General features: G+C 65.5%; 13 protein-coding genes and 1 pseudogene. 8 read left to right on the top strand and 6 right to left on the bottom strand.

Features of this window, described 5'->3' with window-relative positions; translation table 11 throughout:
- Window positions 1–3: 3 nt before the first annotated feature.
- From BJP07_RS01530 to BJP07_RS01495, 8 genes are all read left to right on the top strand, one after another.
- Window positions 4–1,812 carry a hypothetical protein gene (locus BJP07_RS01530; RefSeq protein WP_071565733.1) on the top strand — a complete coding sequence of 603 codons (1,809 nt, stop codon included), beginning with the start codon at window positions 4–6 and terminating at the stop codon, window positions 1,810–1,812.
- 27 nt (window positions 1,813–1,839) lie between these two features.
- Window positions 1,840–2,841, top strand: a complete 1,002-nt coding sequence (locus BJP07_RS01525) for an alpha/beta hydrolase family protein (protein WP_071565732.1) — start codon at window positions 1,840–1,842, stop codon at window positions 2,839–2,841.
- 572 nt (window positions 2,842–3,413) lie between these two features.
- On the top strand, window positions 3,414–5,357 hold the full coding sequence (locus tag BJP07_RS01520; RefSeq protein WP_071565731.1) for an alpha/beta hydrolase-fold protein: 1,944 nt from the start codon (window positions 3,414–3,416) through the stop codon (window positions 5,355–5,357).
- A gap of 9 nt (window positions 5,358–5,366) precedes the next feature.
- A complete protein-coding gene (locus BJP07_RS01515; RefSeq protein ID WP_071565730.1) occupies window positions 5,367–5,837 on the top strand; it encodes a DUF732 domain-containing protein in 471 nt (156 codons plus the stop codon).
- Window positions 5,838–5,846: 9 nt separating this feature from the next.
- The gene (locus tag BJP07_RS01510) at window positions 5,847–6,776 is read left to right on the top strand and encodes a cutinase family protein (RefSeq protein ID WP_071565729.1); all 930 of its coding nucleotides are present in this window, start codon (window positions 5,847–5,849) and stop codon (window positions 6,774–6,776) included.
- Window positions 6,777–6,816: 40 nt separating this feature from the next.
- On the top strand, window positions 6,817–8,619 hold the full coding sequence (locus BJP07_RS01505) for a FadD32-like long-chain-fatty-acid--AMP ligase (protein WP_071565728.1): 1,803 nt from the start codon (window positions 6,817–6,819) through the stop codon (window positions 8,617–8,619).
- A 38-nt stretch (window positions 8,620–8,657) separates the two neighbouring features.
- Complete coding sequence (locus tag BJP07_RS01500) at window positions 8,658–13,352, top strand: type I polyketide synthase (RefSeq protein ID WP_071565727.1); 4,695 nt, start codon at window positions 8,658–8,660, stop codon at window positions 13,350–13,352.
- Window positions 13,342–14,886 carry an acyl-CoA carboxylase subunit beta gene (locus tag BJP07_RS01495; RefSeq protein ID WP_071565726.1) on the top strand — a complete coding sequence of 515 codons (1,545 nt, stop codon included), beginning with the start codon at window positions 13,342–13,344 and terminating at the stop codon, window positions 14,884–14,886. Before BJP07_RS01500 ends, BJP07_RS01495 begins: the two co-directional genes overlap by 11 nt.
- A 130-nt stretch (window positions 14,887–15,016) precedes the next feature.
- Here the strand turns inward: BJP07_RS01495 and BJP07_RS01490 are convergent, their stop codons facing one another.
- From BJP07_RS01490 to BJP07_RS01465, 6 genes and pseudogenes are all read right to left on the bottom strand, one after another.
- On the bottom strand, window positions 15,017–15,361 hold the full coding sequence (locus BJP07_RS01490) for a DUF3054 domain-containing protein (protein WP_071565725.1): 345 nt from the start codon (window positions 15,359–15,361) through the stop codon (window positions 15,017–15,019).
- A gap of 85 nt (window positions 15,362–15,446) precedes the next feature.
- Window positions 15,447–15,764 (bottom strand): hypothetical protein, encoded by a 318-nt coding sequence (locus tag BJP07_RS11390; RefSeq protein WP_255365891.1) that lies wholly within the window; start codon window positions 15,762–15,764, stop codon window positions 15,447–15,449.
- A gap of 82 nt (window positions 15,765–15,846) precedes the next feature.
- Complete coding sequence (locus tag BJP07_RS01480) at window positions 15,847–18,081, bottom strand: copper-translocating P-type ATPase (protein WP_071565724.1); 2,235 nt, start codon at window positions 18,079–18,081, stop codon at window positions 15,847–15,849.
- Between the two features lie 51 nt (window positions 18,082–18,132).
- Window positions 18,133–18,429, bottom strand: a pseudogene (locus tag BJP07_RS01475) (heavy-metal-associated domain-containing protein).
- A gap of 25 nt (window positions 18,430–18,454) precedes the next feature.
- The gene (locus BJP07_RS01470; RefSeq protein WP_071565723.1) at window positions 18,455–19,582 is read right to left on the bottom strand and encodes a cell wall metabolism sensor histidine kinase WalK; all 1,128 of its coding nucleotides are present in this window, start codon (window positions 19,580–19,582) and stop codon (window positions 18,455–18,457) included.
- Complete coding sequence (locus tag BJP07_RS01465) at window positions 19,579–20,301, bottom strand: response regulator transcription factor (protein ID WP_071565722.1); 723 nt, start codon at window positions 20,299–20,301, stop codon at window positions 19,579–19,581. The genes BJP07_RS01470 and BJP07_RS01465 overlap by 4 nt, the downstream gene beginning before the upstream one ends.
- Window positions 20,302–20,580: the final 279 nt, after the last annotated feature.

Genomic DNA, 20,580 nt, shown 5'->3' with positions numbered 1-20,580 from the left:
GCAATGAAGATCAACGCCCGGGTGACGCTGCTGCTGTCGTGTGCCATTGCGGGCGTGTTCGCATTTTGGGGAGGGTGGACCAGGCGCTGGATGTCTGACGACGGCCTCATCGTCCTGCGCACCGTGCGCAACCTGCTGGCCGGCAATGGCCCAGTCTTCAATGCCGGTGAGCGCGTGGAGGCGAACACCTCCACGCTGTGGCAGTACTTGATCACCGCGTTCGCGATGGTCAGCGACGCCCGCCTGGAAACCATCGCGATGTGGCTCGCGCTGCTGTGCACGGTCGTCGCGGCGGTGCTGGCCACCTACGCTGCGGGCAGGTTCTGGCGCTCCGCGGCGGTGGTGCCGCTGGGCATCCTGGTCTACTTCGCCCTGCCGCCCGCGCGCGACTTCGCCACCTCCGGCCTTGAGTGGGGCCTGTCCCTGCTGTGGCTGGCCGCGTGGTGGGCGCTGCTCGTCCAGTGGGCGGGTGGCACCGCACGCCGCGCCGCCCCCGTGGTCGGCTACTGGCTGGCCTTCTGGTGCGGGCTGTCGTGGCTGGTCCGCCCAGAGCTCGCGCTCTACGGCGGTCTCACCGGCCTCGTCCTGCTCGTGTACTCGCCGCGCAAGACGCTCGGCATCCTGGCGGCCGCGCTGCCCGTGCCCGCCGCGTGCCAGATCTTCCGCATGGGCTACTACGGTCTGCTCACCCCGCACACCGCAGTGGCCAAGTCCGCCTCCGGCAGCGAGTGGGCCGAAGGCGCCAAGTACGCCTGGGACTTCATCGGGCCCTACGCGCTGTACCTGCCGCTCCTGCTGGTCATCGCGGTACTCCTTATTTCTTTACGACGCCTCCTCGTCACCGGACGTCGCGCCGCCATCGTGGCGCTCGTCGTGGGGTGCGCGCTGATCCACATCCTGTACGTGCTACGCGTCGGCGGCGACTTCATGCACGGACGCATGTGGCTGCTGCCGCTCTTCGCGCTGCTGCTGCCGATGATGGCCGCCCCACTGACGCGCCTCAACGTGGTGGTTGCGCTGGTGTTGGTGGTGTGGGCGTCGATAATTGTGGTGCGTGCCCACCCGCTCGACGATGATATTCACAGCAGGACGGCGAAAGAGCTCGGCATCGTCGATGAGCGCGAATTCTGGACCATGGCCGTCAACCGCGCCCCCCAGAACCCACCGCGCTACGCCGAAGACTTCCTCAGCTCCAAGCTCATGACGAACTACGCAGACGTTGTCGTCGAGGCCCGCGACGCCGGCGCCGCGCAAATCGCACCCGGGCGCATCAGCCGCGACCCGGAGCGCTACGCCTGGTTCCCGCGCCCCCGCGTCCCCGAAACCGACAGTGAATTGCAGGCGTACCCGATGTCGCTCTACCTGATCAACCTCGGCATGACCAGCATGAACGCGCCCCTCGACGTCCGCGTCCTCGACACCGTCGGCCTCGCAACACCGCTCGCGGCCCGCATGCCGCGCGACCCCGAAGGGCGCGTCGGGCACGACAAGGAGCTCGCCGCCGAATGGCAAGTCGCGGACACCGCCACCGACATCTCAAAGATCCCCGACTGGATCGACCATGACGAAGCGCGCCAAGCCCGCGCCGCACTCCGTAGCCCCGAAATTGCGGAGCTGCTCGCCACCTCCCGCGAACCAATGAGCCGCGAACGCTTCTGGAAGAACATCAAATACTCGCTGGGCAAAGGCAGGACCCTCCAGCTTTCCGACGACCCCGCCACCTACCTTGGTTACCTCACAGAGGACGAACAGGCACGACTCAGCCAAGGCGAGGATTTGGGAATCAACAGTGGTGCCCGTGTAGTTTGGTAACAAACTGCTGAGAAAGGGTAACGCTGTATGAAGAACCGCCACGGACTCTTAGGCCTTGTGGTAGCACTCCTCACCGCACTTTCGATGATCGTCGCCGCACCCCAGGCACAGGCCGCCAACCGCGACTGGCTGCGCCCCGACTCCACCGGCACGTGTGAGTGGGACCGCGTCGGCTACTGGGTGCAGCGCTGCACCGTGTGGTCGCCAGCAATGGGACGCCACATCACCGTCCAGATCCAGCCCGCACAGCGCGGCGGCAACGCCGGGCTGTACATGCTCGACGGCCTGCGCGCGACCGAACAGACCAATGCCTGGGTCCAAGATGTCAACGCTGCCCGCACCTTTGTCAACCACAACATCACCCTCGTGATGCCGGTCGGCGGCCAGTCCTCCTTCTACACCGACTGGAACGCCCCGGCCACCTACAACTTCAACAGCCCAGTGACCTACAAGTGGGACACCTTCCTGTCGAAGGAGCTGCCCGCCTACCTGCAGAGCCACTTCGGCGTCTCGCCGACGAACAACTCGATCCTCGGCCTGTCCATGGGTGGCACCGCCGCGGTCAACCTCGCAGCGCTGCACCCACAGCAGTTCCGCCAGGTGCTGTCCTACTCGGGATACCTCACCACCACCATCCCCGGCGCCCAAACCGCACTGCGCCTCGCACTCCTCGACGGCGGCCTCTACAACCTCAACGCCATGTGGGGCTCCATCTTCGACCCGCGCCGCTACGAGAACGACCCATTCCTGAACATGGGTAACCTCCGCGGCCGCGACGTCTACGTCTCCGCCGGAAGCGGTACACCATCCGCCCGCGACGACCGCTACCTGCCACAGCACAAGGCCTCCGGTATCGCGCTCGAGATGGTGGCGAACTTCACCACCCGCTTGTGGAGCACCAAGGCAACCGTCACCGGTGTCAAGCACACCGCCGTGTTCACGCCTGTTGGCCTGCACAACTGGGAACAGTTCGGACAGCAGCTTGAGTACACGAAGCCTCGCATCCTGGACGTGATGAACGCCTGGTAGTTCCTGGCGTTTGGGCTCTTTGGACCCCGTCAACCCCGTCAGCTTTGGTTGGCGGGGTTTTTTTGGTTGATGAGTGCTGCGCTGCTGTGATGCTGCGCACCAGATTCCAGGATTTGGGCGGGTGGGTTCCGCGTTTCCCCAGGTCGAGGTTCGTCGGCGAGAGAATTTGGTGTCCGCCCAATCTGCGCACCAAATTCCAGGATTCGAGCGGGTGGGTTCCGCGTTTCCCCAGGTCGTGTTGCTCGCGGGAGGGAATTTGGTGTCTATCCAGCGCCTATGCGCACCAAATTCCTGGATTCGCGCGCGCTGATCTGCAAACTCCCAGGTCGCCGACTCTCACCGGGGGAATTTGGTGCGGAGTTCCCCACCAAGCAAATATCTTGGTGGCGCTTCGGCGTGTCTGGTGGCTAAACTCTCAAGGCATACTTAACCTTTAGAGTGATTTGTTAGCGCCGTCGCTGGTTGATTCCGGGGGAGGGGAACCCTCGGAGTTTGCCGAAGAGCACGCGGCGCTGGTTGTGCACACCCCAAAAATGGCGGAAGCCCGGAAGAAGAGTTGAGGCAGGAAATTCATGCGTGAGACCCGTTCCCCTATGAATCGGATGAAGAAGGCTGCGATTGTTGCGGCGGCGGTGCCGATGGTGGCGTCGTTGGTTCCGGTGGTGTCGACGTCGGCTGCGGCGCAGTCGTCGTTGCCGCTGTCGAGTAACCGTGGTGGGTTGTCGGATAATATTCGGCCGTCGGATCCGCCGAAGCGGACGCCTCTTGAGGTTGATAAGAACCCGCAGATCCCGGGCCTGCCTGAGGGCGTGAGCGTGGACCGCATTGAGTGGTTGACGAACCGCCGTGTGGCTGTGTTTATTCGTTCGGCGGCGATGCCGGAGCAGCTGATGCAGGTGCAGATCCTGCTGGCGCGTGATTGGCATTCGAATCCGCAGGCGAAGTTCCCTGAGGTGTGGGCGTTGGATGGTCTGCGTGCTCGTGATGATGAGAACGGTTGGACCATCGAGACGAATATTGAGCAGTTCTACGCGGATAAGAACGTGAACGTGATTCTGCCGGTCGGCGGTGAGTCTTCGTTCTACTCGGATTGGCAGCGCCCGAACAATGGGAAGAACTACAAGTGGGAGACGTTCCTGACGAAGGAGCTCGTCCCGGTGCTGACCAACGAGTTCCGGTCGAATAACAGCCGCGCTGTGGTGGGTATCTCGATGGGCGGTACTGCCGCGGTGAACTTGGCGGAGCGCAACCCGCACTTGTTCAAGTTTGTGGGTTCCTTCTCTGGTTACTTGGACACCACGACTACAGGTATGCCGACGGCGATTAAGGCCGCGCAGATGGATGCTGGCGGTTATGACTCGGAGGCGATGTGGGGGCCGGCTGGGTCGCAGGACTGGATTGACCACGATCCGAAGCTTGGTATTGAGGCGCTGAAGGACATGTCGGTGTACGTGTCTTCGGGTTCGGGTCGCGATGATTTTGGTAATCCGGAGTCGGTGGCGAAGGGTGCGGCGAACCCGGCAGGTGTCGGGCTTGAGGTTATTTCTCGCTTGTCGACGCAGACCTTCGTCGATTACGCGTCGCGGACGCCGGTGAAGCCGATTGTGAAGTTCCGTCCGTCGGGCGTGCACTCGTGGGAGTACTGGCAGTTTGAGATGACGCAGGCGTGGCCGTACATCGCGAACGCGTTGGCGATGGCGGAGGGGGATCGCGGTTCGGATTGTAACCCGGTGGGTGCGATTGCGGAGGCGACGAAGTCTGGCGTGATCGGCAGCTGCGTAAATAACGAGTACGACGTTGCTGGTGGCAAGGGTAAGGCTGAGGACTTCCGTGGTGGTACGGCGTTCTGGTCCCCGAAGACGGGTGCGCAGCCGCTGTTCGGCGCCATTTTGGCGAAGTACAACGGGCTGGGCGGCGCCTCCGGCTGGCTCGGCTTCCCGACCACGGGTGAGACCACGACCCCGGACGGCGTTGGCCGCTTCGTCCACTTCGAGAATGGCTCGATTTACTGGACGCCGCAGACCGGCGCGTACGCCATCCCTGGTGACATGTTCAAGGCCTGGGGCGAGAACGGCTACGAGACGGGCGACCTGAAGTACCCGGTCGCTGAGGCGAACCAGGTGGGCAAGGGCTACGTGCAAAAGTTCCAGGGCGGGTTCCTGACCCGTAACCCGGACAAGAGCCACAACATTGTGCACGGCGCGATCGCCGAGAAGTACGGCGAGCTGGGCACGGCGACGAGCGCGCTGGGCTACCCGAAGAGCAACGAGATTGCGATCCGTGGCGGGTTCTTCCAGCAGTTCGAGAAGGGCAACATTTACTGGTCGCCGGAGACCGGTGCGCACGTGGTGCTCTACGGCGACATCTTCGAGGAGTGGGGCAAGCGCGGCTACGAGCAGGGCGCGATGGGCTGGCCAACCTCGGATATGCGCGAGATCCCTGCCGGTGGCCTGGTGATTGACTTCCAGCACGGGACGCTGGAACAGGTCAACGGTGTGGTCCGCGAGCGGAAGTAGGGAGCGTCGATGAAGCGACTGCTGACGAGCGCAAGCCTCTGCCTCGCGTTGGGCCTGGCGGCCTGCGGTGGCACGACGGTGGAAAGCGATGACGTGACGGCGACGCAGGGGACGCAGGCGCCCCCGACAGCGTCGGCTTCTGGTTCTGCGAAGCCGACGACGTCTGGGAGCGCGGCGCCGACGTCGAAAAACTCGGGCCCGGCGGATCAGCCGGCGCGCGAGGTGACCTCAATTCCGGAGCAGGCGCCGACGTTTAGCCCGCAGGAGCGGGAGTTCCTCGACAAGCTGCAGCAAAGCGGCGTGAACGTGAAGGGTGTCGAGGATCAGTTGACGGCGACGGGCGCGACGGTGTGCAATGGTGACTCCGTGACGCGCGATGCGGTCGCGGGGCAGTTGGTCGAGCAGCGCCGCACCGATCTGGATGCGAACGCTGTGGCGACGCTGATTACTGAAACCGCGCAGTCCAAGCTGTGCAAGTAAGGGAGTAGTATGCGCAGAGCAGGCGTTGTAGCTGCGGTTATTGTGGTGCTCGCGGCGATTGGGTTGGGGGTGTTCCAGTGGTTGAAGAACCAGGACGGCCCGCGCGTTGTCGAGCCCAGTGAGCCGGGTACTTCGACGGAGGCTCGCCAGGAGCCAGATTGGTGCCCGGCGGTGGAGTTCGTCTCGATTCCGGGCACGTGGGAATCGTCAATTGACGACGACCCCTTCGCCCCGCAGGCGAACCCGAACAGCTTTATGCTGTCGATTACGAACCCGCTGCAGGAGCGCTACTCGATTGACCAGGTGCGCGTGTTCACGGTGCCGTACACGGCACAGTTCCGGAACATCCAGACTCCGCAGGGCCGCAACGAGATGAGCTACGACGAGTCCCGCGCTGAGGGCACGGCGCGCGCGAACGGCGAGATTGCGTTCGTGGCGGAGCAGTGTCCGTCGACGAAGTTCATTGTGGCAGGGTTCTCGCAGGGCGCGGTGATTGCGGGCGATATTACGAACCAGATTGGCGCGGGGACGCACGCGTTGCCGCCGGAGCGCCTGCTGGGCTCGTTGATGATTGCGGACGGGCGTCGTGAGAACGGCGTCGGCGTGAACCCTGGTGTTGAGCTGAGCGGTGTTGGCGCTGAGATTGCGCTGCGCCCGCTGCAGATGGTTGTGAGCGCGGCGACGCCAGGCGCAACGATGACCGGTGCGCGGCAGGGTGGCTTCGGCCAGGTGGCTGACCGCGCGTATGAGATTTGTGCGCCGAATGATTCCATCTGTGACGCGCCGCAGGATATCGGAAATGCGGTGGACCGCGCGAGTGCGTTGTTGCTGGCCAACGGCAATCACGCGATGTATGCCACGAACCCGGATGTGATTCCGGGTACCACTACGCCGCAATGGGCTGTAGATTGGGCAATGTCCGTAATTGATTCTTACTAGAAACTAACTACTTTCTAGGACCTGACGACAAGGAGTGCCCATGGATCTCCAAGCACTGATTCAGCGGTTTATTGACGAAACCGGCCAGATCAAACTCCCGCCGAACTTCACCATCCCGGCCCTGACCGAGATGCTCTACGGGGCGGCGGCACAAGCCGGTGCGACAGACACCATCAATATCCGCTCGTGGGACTACTCCGTGGACCCGGACGGGGCGCCGCGCACGTTCACGCGCGCGGAAGTGAACACGCGGATCAAGTCGGTGGCGGCGCGCCTGCAGCAGATCGGCGCGCCGGGGGACCGCGTGGCCATCCTGGCGGGCAACTGCCCCGAGTACATCTTCGGGTTCATGGGCGCCATGTACGCCGGCCAGATCCCGGTGCCGCTCTACGACCCGACCGAGCCAGGCCACGAAGGCCACCTGCGTGCCGTCCTCGCCGACGCCGAGGCAAACGTGGTGCTCACCAACAAGCAGGGCGCGCCAGCGGTGCGCGCCTTCTTCGCGGAGCTGCCGGGCAAGGAGCGCCCGCGCATCATCGCGGTCGACGCGCTGCCGGACACGCTCGCTGCCAGCTGGGTCGCCGGGCAGGCGGAGGGGGACGTCGATACGTCGGACCATGTGTCCTTCCTGCAGTACACCTCCGGCTCCACCCGCAACCCGGCCGGCGTGATGCTCACCAACGAGTCCATCGTGTCCAACGTCATCCAGATCTACACGGCGGCGAAGTTGCAACAGCCGATGCGCGTGCCGTGCTGGCTGCCACTGCACCACGACATGGGCATCATCATCTCGATGATGCTGATCATCCTCGGCAGCGAGTTCGAGCTATTCACCCCGCGCGACTTCATCCAGCAGCCGATGCGCTGGGTGGAACGCCTCGGCCGCTGCGAGGGCGACCCGGAGGACATCCACGTCTTCACCGCGGCGCCCAACTTCGCGCTCGAGCTGTGCGCCCGCGTGGCGCAGCACGCACCGCAGGATCTGGACCTGTCCGTCCTGGAGGCGCTCGTCATCGGTTCGGAACCGGTGACGAAGACGAGCGTCGATTCCTTCATCGACGCCTACGAGGGCTTCAACCTGGACCGCAAAGCGATGCGCCCCTCCTACGGGCTCGCGGAGGCGACCCTGCTGGTGTCCACCCCGCAGACACCGGAGCGCCCGAAGTTCGTCACCCTCGACCGCGACAAGCTCACTGAGGGCGTCGCGGTGGAGGCGGCGGAGGCCGAGGACGGCGTCGCGATGGCCTCCAACGGCCAGCCGGTGCCCTGGATGCGCTTCGCCGTCGTCGACCCGCAGACCCACGACGAGGTCGCGCCGGGCACCATCGGCGAGCTGTGGGCCCACGGCCCGAACATCGCCCTCGGCTACCAGGACCGCGAGCGCGACACCGCCGACACCTTCGGCAACACCATCGGCGCCACACGCCAGGACGGGCTGCCGAAAGACGGCTGGCTGGCAACAGGGGACCTCGGCACGCTTCTCGACGGCCACCTCTACATCACCGGCCGCGTCAAGGACCTGATCGTGGTCGCCGGCCGCAACCACTACCCGCAAGACATCGAGGCCACCGTCATGGAAGCCAGCGAACACGTGCGTAGAGATTCGGTGGCTGCGTTTGCGGTGCCGGGGGAGGACGTCGAAAAGCTGGTGCTGCTGGTAGAGCGCGCGGACACCGCCACCCCGGATGGCGACGCCGACGCCATCGCCGCGATCCGCTCCGCCGTGACCGCGAAGCACGGCCTGGCGCCCGCAGACATCCGCTTCTACGCGCCGAACCAGATCGCGCGTTCCTCCTCGGGCAAGATTGCGCGCCAGGTCAACGCGAAGAAGTACCAAGGCTGATAACGAAAAGAAAGGCACGACCGATAGGGTTGGATGCTATGAGTGAGAATGCATTGATCCAGTGGCTGCAGCAGCGGGTTGCGGAGACGACCGGAGTGGAAAGCGTTGACGCCACCACTCCGTTTGAGTCCTACGGGCTCTCCTCCCGCGACGCAGTGGTGCTTTCCGGGGAACTGGAGAAGCTCCTGGGCCGACGCATCGACCCCACTGTGGCCTACCAGTACCAGACGGTCGCTGCCTTGGCCCACGCGCTGACTGCGGACGCCCCGGCGGCGTCGAACGTCGTCGCCACCGGCCGCGACGTGGAGGCGAAGGGCCACGACATCGCCATCGTCGGCACGGCCGGGCGGTTCCCGGGCGCGAACAACGTGGACGAGTACTGGGAGCTGCTCGCCTCCGGCGAGGTCACCACAGGCCCGCTGCCGGAGGGTCGCTGGGACGAGTACAACTCGGATCCGTTCCTGCGCACCAAGATGCGCGAAGAAGCTACCGACGGCGGCTACCTCGACGACATCGCAGCCTTCGACAACGAGTTCTTCGGCCTGTCCCCGCTGGAGGCGAAGAACATCGACCCGCAGCAGCGCATCATGCTGGAGGTCGCCTGGGAGGCGCTTGAGGACGCCCACATCCCCGCCGACTCGCTGCGTGGGCAGCGCGTGGGCGTGTTCGTCGGGTCCTCGAATAACGACTACGGCATGCTCATGGGCGCCGACCCGGCGCAGGCGCACCCGTACGCGCTGACCGGCGCGTCGAGCGCGGTGATCCCGAACCGGATCTCCTACGCCTTCGACTTCCGTGGCCCGTCCATGAACGTGGACACGGCCTGCTCTTCCTCGCTGGTGTCGGTACACCACGCGGTACGTGCGCTTCGCGACGGCGAAGCCGACGTCGCCCTTGCCGGCGGCGTGAACATCTTGGCCAACCCGTTTGCTTCCCTGATGTTCTCGGAGCTGGGCGTGATTTCGCCCTCCGGGAAGATCCACGCATTCTCTGACGACGCGGACGGCATCGTCCGCTCGGAGGCTGCCGGGTTCATCGTGCTCAAGCGTGTGGAGGACGCCATCGCCGACGGCGACGACATCCTCGCCGTGATCAAGGGCAGCGCTACCAACTCGGATGGCCACTCCAACGGCCTGACCGCCCCGAACCCAGAGGCCCAGGTGGACGTGCTGCAGCAGGCCTACGCCGACGCGGGCGTGGACCCGCGCACGGTTGACCTCGTGGAGGCCCACGGCACCGGCACCATCCTCGGCGACCCGATCGAGGCCACCGCGCTGGGTCAGGTCTGCGGCGCCGGGCGCGAGGCCGGCCAACCGCTGCTGCTCGGTTCCGCGAAGTCCAATATCGGGCACTCGGAGTCCGCCGCGGGCGTGGCCGCGCTGATCAAGGTCGTCCAAGCTCTGCAGCACGACACGATCCCGGCCATGGCGAACTTCGCCGGTCCGAACCGCTACGTCGACTTCGACGCCAACAACCTCGAGGTCGTTGAGGACCCGCGCGAGTGGCCGCAGTACTCCGGCCAGCGCGTGGCGGGTGTCTCCGGCTTCGGCTTCGGCGGCACGAACGCGCACGTCGTGGTCAAGGAGTTCGACCCGGCCGACTACGAGGCAGCACCGCAGCGCCCCGAGGCGCTCACCGGCGTATCGACGGCCGCCCTACCCGTCAGCGGCCTGTTGACCTCGCGGCGCAAGTCCGCGGCAGCCGAGCTTGCCGACGCGCTGGAGGGGCGCCCCGACGCAGACCTCATTCCCATTGCGCGGTCCTTGGCGCTGCGTAACCACGGCCGTTCGGCCGCGGTAGTCACCGCCGCCACGACCGAGGAGGCGGTAAAGAGGCTGCGCCAGGTCGCTGAGGGCAAGATCGGCCCCGGTATCGCGGTGGCGGATTCGCCGAACGCGCTCGGCCCGGTCTTCGTCTACTCCGGCTTCGGCTCTCAGCACCGCAAGATGGCGAAGCGACTCATGGATTCCTCGCCGCTGTTCGCGCAGCGGATGCGAGAGCTGGACTCCATCGTCCAGTTCGAGGCCGGGTGGTCCATCATCGAGATCATCGAGGACGACGGGCTGACCTACGGCACCGAGACCGGCCAAGTCGCGGTGACCGCCTACCAGATCGCGCTGACCGACATGCTGGACGCCGCCGGTATCCGCCCGGCAGCCGTGATGGGCATGTCCATGGGCGAGATCGCCGCGGGCTACGCCTCCGGCGGCATCACTGCGAAGGATGCGATGGTGATTGCGTGCCACCGCGCCCGCCTGATGGGTGAGGGCGAAGCGCTCACCGCCGATACTGACGCCGAGGGCGCCATGGCCGTCGTCGAATTGAGCGCCGATCAATTGGTGGGTACGGGCGTTGAAGCGGCCGTGTTCGCCGGACCGGGCATGCTCACCGTCGGCGGCCCCGTTGGTGCGGTGAAGGGGCTCGTCGAAAAGCTGGAAGCAGAAGGTAAGTTCGCGCGACTGATGCGCGTGCGCGGCGCCGGGCACACGAGTGCGCTCGACCCGATCCTGGGTGATTTGGCCGCACAGATCGCCGGCATTGAGGCGCACCCGCTGCGGATCCCGCTGCTGAGCAGCGTCGACGAGCGCGTTGTGTACCAGCCGGGCCAGGTCGTGCACACCGACGAATACTTCCTGCGCATGACGCGCCAGCCGGTCTACATCCAGCAGGCCACCGAGACCGCCTTCGCCGAGGGCTACACCACGCTCGTGGAGGTCGCGCCGAACCCCGTGGCGATCATGGGCCTGATGAACACCGCGTTCGCCTCAGGCAAGCCAGACGCGCAGCTGCTGTTCACGTGCAAGCGCAAGGTCGACGAGGTGGAGTCCATCCTGGACCTCGCGGCGAAGCTGTACGTCACCGGCACCGCCGTCGACTTCACCGCGTTCTACGGCCGCGGCCCGCGTATCGACGCCCCACTGACCCAGTTCAAGCGCTCCGAATTCTGGACCGACGCGCGTCCCGCCTCCGCGCACACCTCGCTGCTCGGTGCGAAGGTGCGCCTGCCGGAGGGCCAGGTCGCGTACTCGACGGCCGCGGACACACTGTTTAGCCCGCACCAGATTATCGACGCCGTCGCCGCCGAAGTCCTGCCCGGCTCCCGGGTAGTGGCCTACGAGGATCACGGCGTGCTGCCTGCCGAGGGCGACGTGACCACCATCGCGGCGACCTCGCTTGGCGGGGTGAGCGTGAAAGTCTTCCACGAGGACACCCTGCTGGCGGAGGGTTTCGCTACCGCGCTCGACCTTGGTGGCGCTGTTGAGGAGGACTCAAAGCCTGACGTCGCTGGTGACGCCGCGCCGTCCGTGGACGAGCTCGCCGACGTCGACGCCATCCGCTGGGACCCGAACTCCGGCGAGTCCGTCGCCCAGCGGCTGCGCTCCATCGTGTCCGAGTCCATGGGCTACGACGCCGAAGACCTGCCCGACGAGCTGCCGCTCATCGACCTCGGCCTGGACTCCCTGATGGGCATGCGTATCAAGAACCGCGTGGAGAACGACTTCCAGATTCCGCCGCTGCCGGTACAAACGCTTCGCGACGCCTCCGTCGCCGACGTCATCCGCATCGTCGAGGACGCGGTCGCCGGGGTGCAGTCCGAGGCTGCTGATGCCGTCTCTGAGCCTGTCGATCCCGCCGCACCCGCAGAGAAGGCGGAGGGCGCCCAGGGTGTCGGCGTCGCACCGCGCGACGCCTCGGAGCGCATGGTCTTCGGCGCGTGGGCCAAGTTCACCGGCACCGCCGCCGCAGGCGTGACCTCCGAACTGCCCGCCATCGACGACGCGCAGGCCGAGGCCATCGCCAACCACCTCAGTGAGCGCTCCGGTATCACCGTGACTGCCGAGCAAGTCAAGGACGCCGAAACGCTCGAGCCGCTCGCCGACATCGTGCGCGAGGGCCTCGAAACCGAGGTCGAAGGCAACATCCGCGTGCTGCAGCAGCCAGAGCACACCACCAAGCCGCCCGTGTTCGTGTTCCACCCCGCCGGTGGGTCCAGTGCGGTGTACCAGCCGTTGGCTCGTCGACTAGCGGACGACGTCGCGGTGTACGGCGTCGAGCGACTTGAAGGCACCCTGGAGGAGCGTGCAGCGGCCTACGTGGAAGACATCAACCGCATCGCGCCCGAAGGCAAGGTCGTGCTCGCCGGCTGGTCCTTCGGCGGCGCACTCGCCTACGAGGTAGCGCACCAGCTGGGCAACGACCGCATCGCCTACATCGCGCTGCTGGACACCACCCAACCGTCCGAACCCGCCCCCGACACCCCGGAAGAAACCAAGGCGCGTTGGGAGCGCTACGCCAAGTTCGCCAAGGACACCTACGGACTCGACTTCCCGGTGCCCTTCGACCTACTTGAGACAGCGGGGGAGGACGCGGTCCTCAACATGCTGGCCGAGTTCCTCGCCACCACCGACGCCTCCGAACACGGACTCGCCGCCGGTGTGCTGGAGCACCAGCGCGCCTCCTTCGTCGATAACCAGATCCTCAACCGCCTCGACTTCGCCCGCTGGGCAGACGTTCAGGTGCCGGTGCTGCTGTTCCGCGCCGAGCGCATGCACGACGGCGCGATCACCCTCGAGCCGGCCTATGCCCACATTGACGAGGACGGCGGCTGGGGCGCTATCGTGAAGGATTTGACGATCGTCCACCTGCCGGGCGACCATTTGGCAGTAGTCGACGAGCCCGCGGTTGGCATCGTGGGCAAGCACATGAACGAATGGATTGAGAATGGCAACTAGCGCAGAAAAGCTCGCTGACCTGCGTGCACGTCTAGAAAAAGCGCAGGACCCCGGTTCCGAGCGCTCGCGGAAGCGCCGCGACGACGCCGGGAACACCACCCCGCGCCAGCGCATCGCCGCGCTTCTCGACGAAGGCTCCTTCGTCGAGATCGGCGCCCTGGCCCGCACCCCCGGCGACGACAAAGCCGTCTACTCCGACGGCGTCGTCACCGGCTACGGACGTATCGACGGCCGCCCCATCGCCATCTACGCCCACGACAAAACCGTCTACGGCGGCTCCGTCGGCGTCACCTTCGGCCGCAAAGTCGTCGAGGTGATGGAGTTCGCCATCAAGATTGGTTGCCCCGTCATCGGCATCCAGGACTCCGGCGGCGCCCGCATCCAGGACGCCGTGACGTCGCTCGCCATGTACTCCGAGATCGCCCGCCGCCAGCTACCGCTGTCCGGCCGCAGCCCGCAGATCTCCATCATGCTGGGCAAATCCGCCGGCGGCGCCGTCTACGCCCCCGTGACCACCGACTTCGTCGTCGCTGTCGACGGCCAGTCCGAAATGTACGTCACCGGCCCCAACGTCATCCGCGAAGTCACCGGCGAGGACATCACCTCCGCCGAACTCGGCGGCGCCCGAGTGCAGGAGCAGTCCGGCAACATCCAGGCCGTCGTCGGCTCCGAAGAAGAAGCCTTCGATTATGTCCGCGACCTCCTCGCCCACCTGCCGACGTCCACCTTCGACCCAGCCCCCGTCGAATGGGCCCCCGAGGACGACGACCTCGACGACTCCGCCCTCGACACCTTCATGCCCGACGACACCAACGCCGGCTATGACATGATGGACCTTCTCGTGCAACTCGGCGACGACGACAACCTCGTCGAAATCCAAGCCGGCTACGCCGAAAACCTCATCTGCGCCTTTGGCCGCATCGACGGCCGCACCGTCGGCTTCGTTGCCAACAACCCCATGTACCAGGCCGGATGCATCGACGCCGACGCCGCTGACAAAGGCGCGCGCTTCATCCGCACCTGCGACGCCTACAACATCCCCCTCGTCTTCGTCGTGGACACGCCAGGCTACCTGCCTGGCGTCGACCAGGAGCGCGAAGGCCTCATCCACCGCGGTGCCAAACTAGCATTCGCCGTCGTCGAGGCCACCGTGCCGAAGGTCACCCTCATCGTGCGCAAAGCATACGGCGGCGCCTATGCCGTCATGGGTTCCAAGAACCTCACCGGCGACATCAACCTCGCCTGGCCGACCGCGCAAATCGCCGTCATGGGCTCCTCCGCCGCCGTCGTCATGATCCAAGGCAAGCAGCTCGCCGCCATCGAGGAGCCCGCCCAACGCGAAGCGATGAAGAAAATGTTCATGGACTTCTACGACGAAACCATGACCTCCCCATACGTCGCAGCCGAACGCGGGTTCATCGACTCAATGATCGAGCCGTCCCAAACCCGCCTCTCGTTACGACGCGCCCTTCGACAACTTGCCACCAAACAAGAGCAAGACCTGCCGAAGAAACACACCATCAGTCCCCTCTAAAACACACAAGGAGAAGAATTTTGCTTTCCTCTGCATTCGACCTCGCCGGTGACATCATCAACCACCTCGTGTGGATGATCTACGCCCTCCAAGGCGGCGACTTCCTGGCCAACATGGGTTGGCTGTCGAGCTAACGCCGCTTCAGAATCAGTTTCGCTGCACCGCGCCATCCGAGCATGAGCAGCGCCGACATGCTGCTCGCCACGATCACGAACGAGTAATGCGGCAACTTGTGGCGGTAGAAGCCCCAGATGATCAGTCCGACCACGATCGTGATGAGCCAGATCAGCCACCCCTTGTCCTTGCGGGTGGCCAGCCACGCCAGCCCCAGCCCAGTCGCGAACGGCAGGAAGGTTTCCAACCAGCCGAAGAAGTTCAGCGGCATCTCTTCGGTCTGGTGCGCGATGCGCGCGAGCAGCGCGAACGCGGCGATGGCAACGTAGTCAGCAGCAATTGCATACGGTTTTTTGATCATGCCAGACAGTCTAACGCGGTGCCCGGCGGCGCGGAGAAGCTGGTGGTGTGAGGTGATCTGAGGCGCTAGGTCTCGCAAAACCCGCTTAGCGAATTTGTGAACAAATTTGCGTTTTCAACCTGCCATCCCCGGTAAATCCGCAAAGTGTAGCAATAGGATTGTAGTAATCCTCCCGAGGGAGTGGCTGCGGGCCCCAGGCCCCGAGCATGGCGTTCATCCGGTCAATCTCCGGTCCCTGGGCGTCAATAACCCCCTGGGCAAACACGATGTCCGTGTCGTCGTGATCGGCGGAGATCTCCCGGTCCGCCTCAGTCGTCGCAGTGTTGATGGCCGAGGTGGTGGCATCGGTGTTGCCTGACTCGGGGGCCTCACCGAAGGCGGCTAGCGCCGGGGCGGAGGCCACGGCGAGAGCGGAAAGAACAGGGGGTGCGCCTCATGGTGGGGTCTTTCAGGGCCATATGGAGGCAGTGGAGAGAAGTGGTGGATCAGTGGACGGCGGTGGATGCCGGAGTAGGCGTGGTGTGTTCCTCCTTCGACTCGGTCGGAGCCAGGTGAGCCGGATCCAGATCGATACGGCGCAACAGCTGGGCGTTCAGGGCCACCACGATGGTCGAGGCGGACATTAAGATCGCACCCACGGCCGGGGACAACACGAACCCGATCGGTGCGAGCACGCCGGCGGCCAGCGGCACGGCGAGGATGTTGTAGCCAGAGGCCCAGACCAGGTTCTGGATCATCTTGCGGTAGCTGGCCTGGGAGAGCTCAATCATCGACAGCACTGCCCGCGGGTCATCACTGGCTAGGACCACCCCGGCAGATTCCATGGCCACATCCGTGCCGGCACCGATGGCGATACCGACCTCCGCGCGAGTCAGAGCGGGGGCGTCATTGACACCGTCACCGACCATGGCCACGCTCAAACCCCGGTCCTGCAGCTGCATGACCTTGGTGTCTTTGTCCTGGGGCAGGACCTCGGCGAAGACCTCATCGATCCCCAGGTCCTGGCCAACCGCCTGGGCCACCTGCTGGGCGTCGCCGGTGATCATCGCAACCTTCACCCCGCGGTCCTGCAGGGCTTTCACGGCGGCGCGAGATTCGGGGCGGATCTTGTCCTCGACGGCCACCGCACCGATGATCTGACCGTCGCGGACAATATGGAGCACACCAGCCCCACGCTCGGTCCAGGCGCTGGTGGTGTCGGTGAGCTCGGCCGGGGTGGTGAGGTTGAACTCGCGCAGCATGTTCGGCCCGCCCACGAGGATCTCAGCGCCATCGACAGTGGCCCGGACCCCGCGGCCGGAGGCGGCGCTGAAACCAGTTGCACGGATTTGCCGACGGGAGGCCTCGGGATGGGCGGCCGCGGCCTCCACGATGGCGCGGGCCACGGGGTGCTCGCTGTCGGCCTCCGCGGCGGCGGCCAGGGCCAGCAGCTCGCCCTCGGTGACGCCGACAGCTGCTGCGACACCGGTGACCGCGTGCGCACCTTCGGTCAGGGTGCCGGTTTTGTCAAAGAGCACCACGTCGATGGTGCGCATCCGCTCGAGCGCCATCCGGTCCTTGATGAGCACCCCGGATTTCGCGGCCCGCTCGCTGGAGATCGCAATGACTAGCGGAATCGCCAGGCCCAAGGCGTGCGGGCAGGCGATGACCAGCACCGTGACCGTGCGCACCACAGCATCGTCCGGGCTGCCGATGATGGTCCACACCACCGCGGTGATCAGAGCGGAGATCAGCGCGAACCAGAACAACAATGCCGCCGCCCGATCCGCCAGGGCCTGGGCCCGAGAGGAGGACTCCTGGGCGTCGGCAACCATGCGTTGGATCCCGGCCAGGGCGGTGTCCCCGCCGGTAGCCTCCACCCGGATGCGGACGGTGTTGTCAGTGGCCACGGTACCGGCGACCACCTTGTCGCCGGTGTCGCGGAAGACGGGACGGGATTCGCCGGTGATCATCGCCTCATCGAATTCGGCGGCTCCGTCGAGGATGGTTCCGTCGGCCGGCACCCGGGCACCGGCCCTCACCAGCACGACGTCGTCGGCGACCAGCTCGGAGATGGCCACGGTGTGTGTGGTCCCGTCGATGACTTTCTCGGCCTCATCCGGCAGCAGGGCCGCCAGCGCGTCAAGCGCGGAGGACGCTGCCCCGAGAGCGCGCATCTCCAGCCAGTGGCCCAGCAGCATGATGGTCACCAGCAGGGCCAGCTCCCACCAGAAGTCCAGGTCAAAACCACCCAGCCCCAGAGTGGTGACCCAGGAGGCGACAAACGCCACGGTGATGGCCATGGCGATCAGGAGCATCATCCCGGGTTGGCGGGATTTCAGTTCTTTCCATCCGCCCTTGAGGAAAGGCATTCCGCCGTAGACGAAGATGATCGTGCCCAGCACCGGAGGGATCCAGGTGGATCCAGGGAATGCCGGGAGGTGGTAGCCGAGCAGTTGGGCGACCATGGGGCTGAAAATAACGACGGGAATGGACAGAATCAACGACCACCAGAAGCGGTCCCGAAACATTGCGGTGCTGTGTCCGGCGTGTTCGCCGTGACCATGGACGTGGTGGTCTTCGTCCAGGGCGGAGTGCGGGTGATCGTGGGGTGTCGCCTGGCCGTGGGTGTCGGCATCTGCGTGGTGTTCGTGGCTGGCATGATCCGGGTGGTAGGTGTGGTCTGTTTCCGGAGCGGGGTGATCACCATGGTGATCACCGGAATGGTTGGGAGTGTTCATGACGTTCCTTTCGCTCAACCCGGTCGGGGTCGAGATGATGGGTAAAACTGATCAGGATAAGACGGCGTAGCCGGCTTCCTCGATGGCCCGGCGAACCATCTCCGGAGGTACGACACCGGTGACCGTGACGGCGGAGACACCACCAGCAGCGAGATCGATCTAGACGTCGTTGACCTGGGGGAGGGCTTGAAGGGCCTGGGTCACACTTTTCGTGCAGTGCCCGCAGGTCAGACCGGTGACCTGGTAGCTAAGGGAGGACCCTCCTGCTGACGAGTTGCTGGCGGCAGGGATGGAGACGGTGTCGGCATGTGAGGCAGGTCCGCAACAGCTGCGGCCGTGGGAGGCCATCGGCAAGAGGCGGGGCAGGGTGTGGTCACCGAGCAGCCTCCTCACTGTCGGGAGGGGACAGCGGGAGGCGGAGGGTAAACACCGCTCCGCGACCAGGTCCGGGGGAGGTGGCGGTGAGAGTGCCGCCGTGGGCCTCGATCAAGGCCTTGGAGATGGTCAGACCGATACCGGACCCGCCGTTGTCCCGGCTGCGAGCGGCATCCCCCCGGTAGAAGCGTTCGAAGATGTGTCCGAGCTGGCTAGGTGGGATTCCCTCGCCGTCATCGGCGACGTGGATGAGCGCGGTGGACGCCCCCTGGCGCTGAACGCTGATCCGGACCTGCCCGCCGGCCGGGGTGTGCCGTAGCGCGTTGGACAGGAGATTGCTCATCACCTGGCCGAAGCGTTGCCGGTCCACGAGCACCCGGGCGGTGTCCGTAATGGTCTCGACTTGTAAATCGACGCCTTTGTCAGCATAAGCTTCCCCCGCGGCAGCAGCGGCGGTATGGAGCAGATCCCCGAGCCCTTCCTCCGCCAGGTCCAAATCGATCCGGTGTTCCTGGGCCCGGGAGACATCGTCAATGTCTTCCATCAACCGGGTCAGGCGGGTGAGTTGGTCAGCCATGATCGTGTGGTTGGCATTATCCCAGTCCACGACCCCGTCCTGGAGACCATCGAGGTAGACCGTGAGTACCGATAAGGGGGTGCCCATTTCGTGGGCCAGATCAGAGAGCATCTGGCGGCGGACCTGTTCGGTGTGTTCCAGCCGGTCGGCCATGGTGTTGAAGGCATGCGCCAGGGTGGCGACCTCGGGGCCTGCTTCTCCGGCGGGCACGCGGGTACGGGAGTTACCGGCCGCCAGGCTGGTAGCGGCGCGGGTGAGATCCTGCAGGGGGGTGCGCAGACGACGCGATAACCATAGGCTGGCTAGTAGGGCGCTGATCAAGGCAGTGGGCAGGGCGACGGCCAGGGTGATCAGGTTGGCGTCCCGGTAGGCCTGCTCGGCATGGAACAGCTCCAGCGAGGGGTCCTCCCGGCCAGCCATCAACATATGATCATGGAACAGGGTCGGGCCCACCGTCGTGGCCACGGCCGCGGCCACCAGCAGGCTAATCACCACGACCAACACCTGGGCGGCCAGGAAGCGGAAGGTCAGGCCGGGTCCGTGATTCATGGCTGCCCCATCCGGTAGCCCACGCCACGCACGGTGTCGATAAACCCCCGGCCTCGGGTGTCGGTGCCGAGCTTGCGACGCAAGTTGCCGATGTGCACATCGACGATGCGTTCATCACCGACCCAGGTGGTGTCCCAGACCTCGGTGACCAGGTCGTGGCGGGTCAGCGCCTGGCCGGGGCGCAGGGCCAGGGCAACCAGCAGCTCGAACTCCGTGCGGGTGAGCTCCACGGTCGTCTCCCCCACCCGCACCTGATGGGCGACGGGGTCAAGGATGAGGTCACCAACGATCAAGGGGGTGGTCACCTGCGGTGGGGTGGTGCTGGTGCGCGGGCGGCGCAGCACCGCATGCACTCGGGTCACCAGTTCCCGGATGCTAAAAGGTTTGGTGATGTAGTCATCCGCCCCCAGGGTCAAACCGCTGATCTTGTCGTCCTCGCTGCCACGCGCGGTGAGCATGAGGATGTAGCAGTCCGAGAAGGTGCGGATCCGTCGGCATACCTCCAGGCCGTCGAGTTCGGGCAGCCCCAGATCCAGCACCACAACATCGGGGGAAAAGCGACGGGCCTCGTCCACGGCCTGGGTGCCGGTGTGCGCCTGGCGGGTATCGAAGCCTGCCCGGATGAGGTAGGAGGCCACCATCTGAGCCAGGGGTTGTTCATCATCGACGACCAGCACCCGCCCCGGGGGCGTGGCGGTGGTCGGTGTGTGGTCAGCCATAGACCCCAGTATCGCTCCGGCCAGGGGGGAATACCACCCTTACTCAGTGCCCGGCGGGGAATCTTCATCAAATCTTCAAACATCACTCTTCGATCGCCGTCACCCCTGTGCCCCACCCCGGGCCGGCGGCATCGCCTCCCCTGGTCGGTTCAGCAGGCACCACCAGGGATTTCACTGCCTGCACCGCATACCCGGGGCGGGTAGAAGGACATAGCCCACGGCTGTGGGGTGGTGTCCCGGTGGTGACCCAGCCCACTGAATTCACCCCTTTTTCGCCCT

Origin of the sequence: Corynebacterium sp. NML130628, assembly GCF_001875665.1 — a bacterium.
Taxonomy (GTDB): domain Bacteria; phylum Actinomycetota; class Actinomycetes; order Mycobacteriales; family Mycobacteriaceae; genus Corynebacterium.
This window is presented reverse-complemented; position numbering and strand designations above follow the sequence as displayed.